General features: G+C 43.1%; 9 protein-coding genes and 1 tRNA gene. 6 read left to right on the forward strand and 4 right to left on the reverse strand.

All coding sequences use genetic code 11. From position 1 onward, the window contains the following. Window positions 1-10: 10 nt before the first annotated feature. Window positions 11-81 (reverse strand) — tRNA-Cys (locus tag SST62_RS0104505). A 380-nt stretch (window positions 82-461) separates the two neighbouring features. Here SST62_RS0104505 and rpsB point away from each other — a divergent pair. Then, a complete protein-coding gene (rpsB, locus tag SST62_RS0104510) occupies window positions 462-1,238 on the forward strand; it encodes a 30S ribosomal protein S2 (RefSeq protein ID WP_014637198.1) in 777 nt (258 codons plus the stop codon). A 244-nt stretch (window positions 1,239-1,482) separates the two neighbouring features. Further along, window positions 1,483-2,523, forward strand: a complete 1,041-nt coding sequence (gene tsf / locus SST62_RS0104515) for a translation elongation factor Ts (RefSeq protein ID WP_029186461.1) — start codon at window positions 1,483-1,485, stop codon at window positions 2,521-2,523. Between the two features lie 592 nt (window positions 2,524-3,115). Here tsf and SST62_RS1000000112870 read toward each other — a convergent pair. The 3 genes from SST62_RS1000000112870 to SST62_RS0104525 form a co-directional block, all read right to left on the reverse strand. Then, window positions 3,116-3,526: a hypothetical protein gene (locus SST62_RS1000000112870; RefSeq protein WP_228376840.1), complete on the reverse strand. Its 411-nt coding sequence runs from the start codon at window positions 3,524-3,526 to the stop codon at window positions 3,116-3,118. A 63-nt stretch (window positions 3,527-3,589) separates the two neighbouring features. Beyond that, entirely contained in the window at window positions 3,590-3,811 is a 222-nt protein-coding gene (locus SST62_RS1000000112875) for a hypothetical protein (RefSeq protein WP_228376841.1), read from the reverse strand. After that, on the reverse strand, window positions 3,811-4,149 hold the full coding sequence (locus SST62_RS0104525) for a thioredoxin domain-containing protein (RefSeq protein WP_029186462.1): 339 nt from the start codon (window positions 4,147-4,149) through the stop codon (window positions 3,811-3,813). Before SST62_RS0104525 ends, SST62_RS1000000112875 begins: the two co-directional genes overlap by 1 nt. A 143-nt stretch (window positions 4,150-4,292) precedes the next feature. On the opposite strand from SST62_RS0104525, the gene SST62_RS0104530 reads away from it, so the two are divergent. Genes SST62_RS0104530 through SST62_RS0104545 form a run of 4 tightly spaced genes read left to right on the forward strand, consistent with a single transcriptional unit; the run spans window position 4,293 to window position 7,905 of the window. After that, on the forward strand, window positions 4,293-4,751 hold the full coding sequence (locus tag SST62_RS0104530) for a CtsR family transcriptional regulator (protein WP_029186463.1): 459 nt from the start codon (window positions 4,293-4,295) through the stop codon (window positions 4,749-4,751). A gap of 3 nt (window positions 4,752-4,754) precedes the next feature. Then, complete coding sequence (locus tag SST62_RS0104535; RefSeq protein ID WP_029186464.1) at window positions 4,755-7,205, forward strand: ATP-dependent Clp protease ATP-binding subunit; 2,451 nt, start codon at window positions 4,755-4,757, stop codon at window positions 7,203-7,205. Between the two features lie 8 nt (window positions 7,206-7,213). Beyond that, window positions 7,214-7,366, forward strand: coding sequence for a hypothetical protein (locus SST62_RS1000000112595; protein WP_153309600.1), 153 nt, complete (start codon window positions 7,214-7,216; stop codon window positions 7,364-7,366). A gap of 50 nt (window positions 7,367-7,416) precedes the next feature. Further along, the gene (locus tag SST62_RS0104545; protein WP_228376842.1) at window positions 7,417-7,905 is read left to right on the forward strand and encodes a hypothetical protein; all 489 of its coding nucleotides are present in this window, start codon (window positions 7,417-7,419) and stop codon (window positions 7,903-7,905) included. Window positions 7,906-8,424: the final 519 nt, after the last annotated feature.

Raw genomic sequence — 8,424 nt, forward strand, 5'->3', positions numbered from 1 at the left:
GAATATTAAAAGGCGGTAGACGGATTTGAACCGACGATCAAGCTTTTGCAGAGCCGTGCCTTACCACTTGGCTATACCGCCATAACAAAGAATATTGTATCTTAAATCCTGGAAATGGTCAAGTGGAAAAATAAAGATTTAGAGATAATCTAGTTCGAATTTGAAAATTCTCTTGCCGTGCCGAGCTGATTGAGGAGAAGTTGGTGATGCGTGGAGAGGTTATTTGTTTGAGGAGGGGAACTATTTTGAATAGGGGGAAGGGGAGAATTTGATGGCAGATTTTGGCAGATTTTCATGAATTTCTCTGCTATTTTACTTGAAAATATACAGGTATTCTGATATACTAATAGAGTTGCTGTGCAACAAATACTCATCTCGAACCAATTGTGGTCTTGTTGCCGAAAGGTTGGGCTGCAAGTCGAAGTTCGGGAGAGGAGAAAAAACAAAAAGGAGAAATACTCATGGCAGTAATTTCAATGAAACAACTTCTTGAGGCTGGTGTACACTTCGGTCACCAAACTCGTCGCTGGAATCCTAAGATGGCTAAATACATCTTCACAGAGCGTAACGGTATCCACGTTATCGACTTGCAACAAACTGTAAAATTGGCTGACCAAGCTTACGAATTCATCCGTGACGCTGCAGCAAACGACGCAGTTATCTTGTTCGTAGGTACTAAAAAACAAGCTGCTGAAGCTGTTAAAGACGAAGCTATCCGCGCTGGTCAATACTTCATCAACCACCGTTGGTTGGGTGGAACTCTTACAAACTGGGGTACAATCCAAAAACGTATCGCTCGTTTGAAAGAAATCAACCGCATGGAAGAAGATGGAACTTTCGACGTGCTTCCTAAGAAAGAAGTAGCATTGTTGAACAAACAACGTGCTCGTCTTGAAAAATTCTTGGGCGGTATCGCTGACATGCCACGCATTCCAGACGTAATGTTCGTTGTTGACCCACACAAAGAGCAAATCGCTGTTAAAGAAGCTAAAAAATTGGGTATCCCAGTTGTAGCGATGGTTGACACAAACACAGATCCAGATGATATCGATGTAATCATCCCAGCTAACGATGACGCTATCCGCGCTGTTAAATTGATCACAGCTAAAATGGCTGACGCTATCATCGAAGGTAACCAAGGTGAAGATAGCGTAGCAGCAGTTGAAGCTGAATTGGCGGCTGAGCCAGCATCTACAGAATCAATCGAAGAATTGGTTGAAGTAGTAGAAGGTAAATAATCTAAGTAACGAGGACGTTAAGAAAAGCGTTAGATTTTAGAAAATGGACGCAGCAGTTTGAGAACTGCAAGGAGATTTGTAAATCCTAGCTTTTTAGTCCGAGTACAATTAAGTAACGAAGGCGATTTAAAATCTATAGGATTTTAGCTCGTGTACAATTTCAAACATCAAAAAAACAATCCTAGAGGGGCAGGGCTGAGCCCGCTCCCTCTATTTTTATAAAAAACAAACAAGGAGAATAGACATGGCAGAAATTACAGCAGCTCTCGTTAAAGAATTGCGTGAAAAATCAGGTGCTGGCGTTATGGACGCGAAAAAAGCATTGGTTGAAGTAGAAGGCGATATCGAAAAAGCGATCGAATTGCTTCGTGAAAAAGGTATGGCTAAGGCAGCTAAGAAAGCTGACCGTGTAGCAGCTGAAGGTTTGACAGGTGTTTACGTTGATGGTAACGTAGCAGCAGTTGTTGAAGTTAACGCTGAAACAGACTTCGTTGCGAAAAATGCTCAATTCGTTGAATTGGTAAACACTACTGCTAAAGTAATTGCAGAAGGTAAACCAGCTGACAACGAAGCAGCTCTTAAATTGGTTATGCCTTCAGGTGAAACGCTTGAAGAAGCATACGTAAACGCAACTGCAACAATCGGTGAGAAAATCTCATTCCGTCGCTTTGCTTTGGTTGAAAAAACAGATGCTCAAGCATTTGGTGCATACCAACACAACGGCGGCCGTATCGGTGTTATCTCAGTTATCGACGGTGGAGATGAGACTCTTGCAAAACAAATCTCAATGCACATCGCTGCGATGAAACCAACTGTTCTTTCTTACACTGAATTGGATGAGCAATTCGTTAAAGATGAGTTGGCACAAATCAACCACAAGATCGAACAAGACAACGAAAGCCGTGCAATGGTTGACAAACCAGCATTGCCATTGTTGAAGTACGGTTCAAAAGCTCAATTAACTGACGAAGTGATTGCAGCAGCTGAAGAAGCTATCAAAGCGGAATTGGCAGCAGAAGGCAAACCAGAAAAAATCTGGGATAAAATCATCCCAGGTAAAATGGACCGCTTCATGCTTGACAATACTCAAGTTGACCAAGCTTACACACTTCTTGCACAAGTTTACATCATGGACGACAGCAAAACAGTTGAAGCTTACTTGAACTCAGTGAACGCTTCAGTTGTAGAATTTGCTCGTTTCGAAGTAGGTGAAGGTATCGAGAAAGCTTCAAACGACTTCGAAGCAGAAGTTGCAGCTACGATGGCAGCAGCTCTTGGTAAATAATTGGTAGTCTTCATTTTATCTTTTATTACTTCGACGAGCGAGGAAACGTTGTTTCCATATTTCCAACTTCAAATACTCCACTGGAGTATTTGAACTCGCCTTGCCGTACTTCAGTACAGCCTACGGCTCTTTTGAGGCGAACGTGGTTCGTACTATCTCCAGCCTTCAAAGGTTTCCCAAACCTTTGAAGCGAGTACTAAAAGCAAACTGAAAGACTACTCGACAACTCAAGAACTTCCGAAAGGGGGTTCTTTTTGTATTGAGGGTATTACTTCACGAATATGACTTACTTCGCAAGTTCGATCTCCAATCTTATACATGTACAAGCTGTACGGCTCTTTTGAGGCGAACTTGGTTCGCACTATCTCCAGCCTTCAAAGGTTCCCCAAACCTTTGAAGCGAGTACTAAAAGCAAACTGAAAGACTACTCGACAACTCAAGAACTTCCGAAAGGAGGTTCTTTTTTTGATAAATCGGTCTTAGGGCGGATGTCGGCTATGTTTGATTTGGTTATACTAGTATCAATCCTAAATATTTTTCATAATCTCCTTAAAAAGCACCGGCCACAAGGTCGGTGCTTTTTGCTAGCTTTCTAAAATATAAGTATATCCCAGCTAGGCTTGTTTGGATGTCGGAATTGGTCAGCCAAGCGCATGGCGATAGGATCGCAGTCATCAGCCTCAAAGCTAATTTGCTCATATTGTTCAAATAGGGAGCCAATAACTGCTTGGATGAAGGAATCAAAGCTTTGTACATCTTTTCCGCATACGTAGGCAATTTCATTGTTTTCTACGAAGGCCCAGTTTTCTGAGTCTGTATAAACTAGTTCAGGTAAATCCTTTTCGAATTCTTCTTGACTGGCAGTCCAAGGGTTGATGTCTTGATGAACTGTCTGATAGTGGTCAAAGAATCGCTGGCTAGCTCTTTGGTAGAGTGCGGTGCCTTTGCGAGCTGTGATGAGGTTGGTGGTGCCTGTCTGACTGAGATAGTCTTGTTTGGTCACTTGGAACTCGTAACATTTCCGTTTGCAGACAAAGCCAGCTGCGGTGAGGAAATGGATTCTTTCCTACTCTGCAGAGGAGAGCATAACCTGAAGAGTTTTTCTGTCTAAGGAAGTCTGTAGGGACTGGAAGAGCTGCTCTGCTATGGTACAATCGAAATCAACTAAATCCAGTCGCAGATAGGTATTGGTCTGGTGGTAGGGATTTTGGTAGCTGTGAATCTTGCCTACTGGTCTTCCTTGATAAGAGACGTGGAAGGTGTTGGCTTGGTAGGAAATGTCTAGCATTAGTCTTGTATAAAAGCTACAATTTCTTCTTCCGTCATGCTGGAGTCGCAGCGGACTTGGACCCCAGTCGATTTAGCGACCAAAAGACCAGGAACTGTAGGGACTTGGTAGTGGTCGCGGAGGGCCTGGAGTTCTGGACTGATTTGGCTGGAGTCGAGGAAGTGGACGGTCACTTGCTTGTCTTGGGCGACCTTATGGAGTTTTGGCGCAAAGCGGTTGCAGTAAGGGCAGGTTGCTCGTCCGATGAAAAGGATACCTCCGTCTTTGGCAGTTAGGAGGCCCTGTGCCTGCTCCACGGTTACGCTAGTAAAATCTTGAATGTAATCTTGGAAGTTCATAATGTTCTCCTTTTTTTCTTTTATTATAGAAAAAAACAGAGCAGATTTCAAAATTCTGCTACGGAAGGGACTGGGCTTTTGCTTTCAAAATTCGTCATTTTAGGGTATAATGGTCAAAGATAGTCAAAGAAAGAGGCGATACTATGGCGATGAAGAATACATCAGATTATATCGAAGAGCATATCAAAGCCATCTTGGACCAGGTTAATGTGGCAGAGCTGCGTCGGAGTGAATTGGCCAGTCGGTTTGAAGTGGTGCCAAGTCAGATTAACTACGTGATAAAAACCCGTTTTACAGCCAGCCGTGGTTATATTGTTGAGAGTAAGCGTGGTGGCGGTGGCTACATCCGCATTGGACGGATTACCTTTTCGGACAAGCACGAATTGGTTCATGATTTATTGAACAATATGGGCGAGCAGTTGTCTGCGACGGTCTATGCGGATATTCTACAGCTCCTTTTTGATGAAGGTTTGATGACAGAACGAGAAGGCAATCTCTTTTTGTCCACAGGCTCTGATGAAATATTAGGAAAAGATGCAAGTAGCATTAGGGCCCGTATGATGCGCCAGATATTACGGCGTTTAGATAGGAAAGAGGATTAATACATGAAAATTTCAACTGGTTTACAAAGAGTATTTGAAGATGCTCAGTTGGTCGCCCAACGTTATGCCTGTGATTACTTGGAAACCTGGCATGTTCTTTTGTCTTTCGTTATCAATCATGATACCGTTGCGGGAGCTGTCTTGGCAGAATATCCTGTTTCGATTTCGGATTATGAACATGCGACTTTTGTTGTGACAGATAAGGTTTACCGCGAAGAGTTGGATAGTTTCCGTATCTTGCCTTCTTCAAAACGTTTGGATGAAACGGCTAGTTTGGCCAAGAAAATTGCTGGAGTTGTCAAGGCCAAGGAGTTAGGTACAGAACATTTGTTCATGGCTATGCTCTTGGATAAACGTTCAACAGCTAGTCAGATTTTGGACAAGGTTGGTTTTCATTTTGAAGACTCAGATGATAAGATCCGTTTCTTGGATTTGCGTAAAAATTTGGAAGCCCGTGCAGGATTTACTAAGGAAGACTTAAAAGCAATCCGTAGTGTGATGAAGGGTGGGAAATCCAAGGCTACGAATATGGGACAGATGATGGGCATGCCTCCAGCTCCACAGACTGGTGGATTAGAGGACTATACTCGTGATTTGACCGCTTTGGCCCGTGAAGGCAAGATGGAGCCAGTTATTGGTCGTGATGCAGAAATCTCGCGGATGATTCAAATTTTATCTCGTAAAACCAAGAATAATCCTGTCTTGGTTGGGGATGCGGGTGTTGGTAAAACAGCACTTGCCTTGGGTCTGGCTCAGCGTGTGGCAGCTGGGGATGTCCCTGTCAGTTTGGCTAAGATGCGGGTTTTGGAACTTGACTTGATGAATGTGATTGCAGGGACCCGTTTTCGTGGTGATTTCGAAGAGCGGATGAATAATATCATCAACGACATTGAGGAAGATGGTCAAGTCATCCTTTTCATCGATGAGTTGCATACGATTATGGGTTCTGGGTCTGGGATTGATTCAACCCTGGATGCGGCCAATATTCTCAAACCAGCTCTGGCTCGTGGTACCCTACGTACAGTTGGTGCGACGACTCAAGATGAGTACCAAAAACATATTGAGAAAGACGCAGCCTTGGTACGCCGTTTTGCCAAAGTAACCATTGAAGAGCCGACGGTGGAAGATAGCATAACGATTTTAACTGGTTTAAAAGGAACTTTTGAGAAATACCACAGGGTCCGTATTGGACAAGCAGCTGTAGAGACTGCCGTGACCTACGCTAAGCGGTATTTGACCAGCAAAAACCTGCCAGATTCAGCCATTGACTTGCTGGATGAAGCCAGTGCAACTGTTCAAAATCGTGTGAAAGGGCAAGCTGAGGAAACAGGTCTGACAAGCATAGACAAGGCCTTGATGGCTAAAAAGTACAAGACCGTCAGCAAGCTCTTGCTTGAAGCGAAAGAAACAACGAAAGCTAGTCAAAACTATGACTTAGAAGTGACGGAAGAAGATATTTTAGAAACCCTTAGCCGCTTGTCAGGTATCCCAGTAGCCAAGCTTAGCCAATCAGATACTAAGAAGTATCTGAATCTGGAAGCAGAACTGCATAAACGTGTCATCGGGCAGGAAGAAGCCATTTCTGCAGTCAGCAGGGCCATTCGTCGGAATCAGTCAGGGATTCGTACAGGTCGCAGACCAATTGGCTCCTTTATGTTCTTAGGACCAACTGGTGTCGGGAAGACAGAGCTTGCTAAAGCCTTGGCAGAGGTTCTCTTTGATGACGAATCTGCTCTTATCCGTTTTGATATGTCTGAATACATGGAGAAATTCGCAGCCAGCCGTTTAAACGGTGCCCCTCCGGGTTATGTGGGCTATGAAGAGGGTGGCGAATTGACAGAAAAAGTTCGTAACAAACCTTATTCTGTTCTTCTTTTTGATGAGGTTGAAAAGGCTCATCCAGATATTTTCAATGTTCTCTTGCAGGTCTTGGATGATGGTGTTCTGACGGACAGTAAGGGACGTAAGGTTGATTTCTCAAATACCATTATTATCATGACGTCAAACCTGGGAGCAACAGCCCTTCGGGATGATAAGACCGTTGGTTTTGGTGCCCTTGATTTGTCTAAGGACCACAAGGAAGTGGAGAAACGCATTTTTGAGGAATTGAAAAAAGCCTATCGTCCAGAATTTATCAACCGTATTGACGAGAAAGTTGTCTTCCATAGCTTGACGGAAACTCATATGCAGGATGTTGTCAAGGTCATGGTTAAACCGTTGTTAGCTGTAACAGCTGAGAAAGGAATTAACCTTAAACTGCAACCGTCAGCCCTTAAGTTATTGGCTAAACAAGGTTATGACCCAGAAATGGGAGCTCGTCCTCTTCGTAGACTCTTGCAGACCAAATTGGAAGACCCATTGGCAGAAATGTTGCTCCGTGGTGACTTGTCTGCTGGTTCGACCTTGAAGGTTGGGGTCAAGGGCGAAGAACTCAAATTTGATGTGGTCAAATAGGAGGAAGAATGGTAGAACTAAGACCGCTTTTGGAAGAAGAGCGTGAGGAATTTATCCGACGCAATCAAGTGGTTTTTCGAGAAGCTTTGAAGGAAGAAATGCCAGAGGGGGAAGAGGTAATTAGCCGTGAGGAGATATTGGAAAGCCTGCTTGCCCCCTAAGGCTCAAGCCTTTCAGGTCTACTGGGAGACTGACTTGGTAGGCGGTGTCGTTGTGCAGATTGATTCAGCAACCAAGCGCAACTCCTTGGATTGAGCAATTGTTGACGTTTTCCAATCCTGAGCGGGATCCACGTGGCAGGATAATGACGCTTGCTCACTTGACCAGTCAGGTCTTGGACTTAGTCAAGCCAGGTCCAGATGGACGGGAGCCTATTATTATTGATGTGGATTTTAAAACATCGCAGTGCTTCTATGAAGGTCGAGCCTTGACGGCAGAGGATTTTGCCTTTGACCATTACGAGATTGTCACGACCTCCATTCAACGGATCCAGGGACGGATGAAGTGGAATCCTACTTTTCTAAATTTATTGTGTCAACCATTTAATATCTATACTGCAACGGAGTTGGTGAACGTCATTTCACCAGACAAAAAGATTGTCCACAATAATTTTTTGTCCAAATATGGAGAATTTGTTGAGGAAGTTGGGGAAGAGCGGTGGTCCAAACGCAAACCGCGAAGGTCTTACCCTAGTTTGTGAAATGAAAAAAGTCAACTCCTGATGGAATTGACACAAAGTTATCATACAGAATAGAACGGTTGTTACAAACTTAGGATGGTTTGAGGGAGTCTGGTAAAAACTTGATGACCTGAAACAGCTCCTGAGTTTTTCGTTTTCAAGCAATGTTTTGGAACTTTCATTTGGAACTTTTTGAACTAAAACGGTAAATTCTCAAAGTAAGTATAAAACAATCAAAAAACACGCCAAACACATGAAGAAAATTTTGTTTTCGGAAAACATACTTTCATATTTTATATAGTTTTTTAGCAAAAATTTATGCTATAATTAGTCTGAATTTGAGGAATTATTCATGACTAAATGTAAAAACTATGAAAATAAATTGAAAAAATGCATGTATCAAGAAAATGGTTACATGCATTTTCTTCATGCGTACGACGTGTAAAACAATCAAAAAAATGCTTGCACTTTCCAAACACTTATGCTATACTAAATTTGCAAGTTATGAAATCACCCTCCCCTCGATATTTAAGGGGGGGG

The organism is Streptococcus suis YS56 (assembly GCF_000440115.1).
Taxonomy (GTDB): Bacteria; Bacillota; Bacilli; order Lactobacillales; family Streptococcaceae; genus Streptococcus; species Streptococcus suis_L.